Raw genomic sequence first — 1,948 nt, 5'->3', positions numbered from 1 at the left:
CCCTGGGCAAGACCAGCGAGTACTATTCAGACACCTGTTACATGCGTGGTCTCCTGGAGGCCGACCGCAAGGCCTGGAAACCGGCGCTGGACGCCTTCCGGGAAGGCCAGGAGGCCGACGACGCCCTCATCGACCGCGTGATGGGCTTCGCCACCGACCAGAACAAGCTCACCTTCCTCCAGGGCAACCGCTACCGCGTGGACGCCTTCCTCTCCCTGACCCTGGATCACCTGCGCCAGGACGGCAACGTCCGCTCCGAGGCCATGAACCTCTGGCTGCGCCGCAAGGGCGCGGTGCTGGAGGCCCAGAAGCAGTTCCAGGAGGCCCTGGTGGTGGACGCGCCCCCCGAGGTGCGCAAACAGTACGAGGAACTGGCCTCCGTGCGCTCCCGGCTGGCCGCCCTGAGCATGGCCGTCGGCGGCGGCGAGGGCGCGCAGAAGGAGATCGCCCGCCTGGAGGCGCGCAAGACCGAGTTGGAAAACAAACTGGCCTCCCTGAGCCGCGGCTTCGCCAAGCAGAAGCGCGCTGCGGAGGTCTCCACGACCACGCTGGCCCAGGCGCTGCCCAAGAACTCCGCCCTGGTGGAATTCAGCCGTTTCCGGGGCTACGATTTCGCCAAGCGCGCCAATCAGCCCGATCGCTACATGGCCTTCGTGCTCCTCTCGGGCAACGCCACGCCGACCATGGTGGACCTGGGACCAGCCCAGCCCATCGACGAAGCCGCCGCCGGATTCGTGAAGAGCGTGCGCGACGCGGCCAATTCCGGAAAGCCCGCCGAACAGGAGACCCAGCGCTTCACGACGGCCCTTCACGATCTGGTCTTCAAGCCCCTGCGCGCCCCACTGGGCCAGACCCGCCAGGTGTTCCTCTCGCCCGACGGCGCGCTGAACCTCTTCCCCTTCGAGATCCTCACCCCGCAGGGCGGCAAACCGCTCCTGGAAGACTATTCCTTCTCTTATCTCTCCGCCGGACGCGACATGCTGGCCTTCGACGCCCAAGGCATCTCCAACGCCGCCGCCGGAACGGGCAAGCCCGCCCTCTTCGGCGACCCGGACTTCAACCTGGGCCTGAAAGAACTCGTCGCCCAGGCCAAGACCATGGGCTACGAGCCCACGCGCGGCGGCAACGTCTCCCGCGCGCTGCGCGGCCAGAGCTTCCGCCGCCTGCCGGGCACGGCCACGGAAGTGCGCGCCATCAAGGGGCAACTGGCGGATGCGCAGGTGTTCCTGGGACCCAGCGCCCTGGAAGAGGCGCTCCTCTCCCTCAAGCGGCCCCGGGTGCTCCATCTGGCCACCCACGGCTTCTTCCTGGAAGGCAGCGAGGCCGAAGGCCAACGCTCCGGGTTCCTGCCCACACGCGCCGCCGGACCCGAAGGGGAAAACCCGCTCCTGCGCTCCGGCGTGCTCCTGGCAGGCGCCAACAACGCCATCAAGCAGGGCGGCAGCGAAGGCGTCGTCACGGCCGAAAAACTCCTGAGCCTCAACCTCAACGGCACGGAACTCGTGGTGCTCTCGGCCTGCGAAACCGGACTGGGCGACGTGAAGAACGGCGAAGGCGTCTTCGGACTGCGCCGGGCGCTCCTCCAGGCCGGAGCGCAAGGCCTCGTCATGAGCCTCTGGAGCGTCCCCGATCGCGAAACCGGCGAACTCATGGCCGCCTTCTATCGCAACCTCTCCACCGGCAAGATGACCCGGCCACAGGCCCTGCGCCAGGCCATGCAGGACCAGCGCGCCATCGTCCGCGACCGCCACGGCTCCGACAACCCCTACTACTGGGGCGCCTTCGTCTACCTGGGAGAACCCTGACACGACCGGCAGGGAGGGGAGGGGAGGGGACCTTCCCCCCCCTCCCCCGCTTCTCCCCCTGACCAAAAGGGAGGCTCCCCCCCCCCCCCCCCAAAAACCCCCCCCCCCCCCCAAAGGGGGGAAGTAACCACCCCAACAACCAC

General features: G+C 68.4%; 1 protein-coding gene. It reads left to right on the top strand.

Annotated elements, in window-relative coordinates; all coding sequences use genetic code 11:
- A partial coding sequence (locus ACV4UX_RS19030) for a CHAT domain-containing protein (protein WP_491594851.1) occupies positions 1–1,805 on the top strand: 1,805 nt, incomplete at its 5' end.
- Positions 1,806–1,948: the final 143 nt, after the last annotated feature.

It is taken from the genome of Fundidesulfovibrio sp., from assembly GCF_058402725.1.
This window is presented reverse-complemented; position numbering and strand designations above follow the sequence as displayed.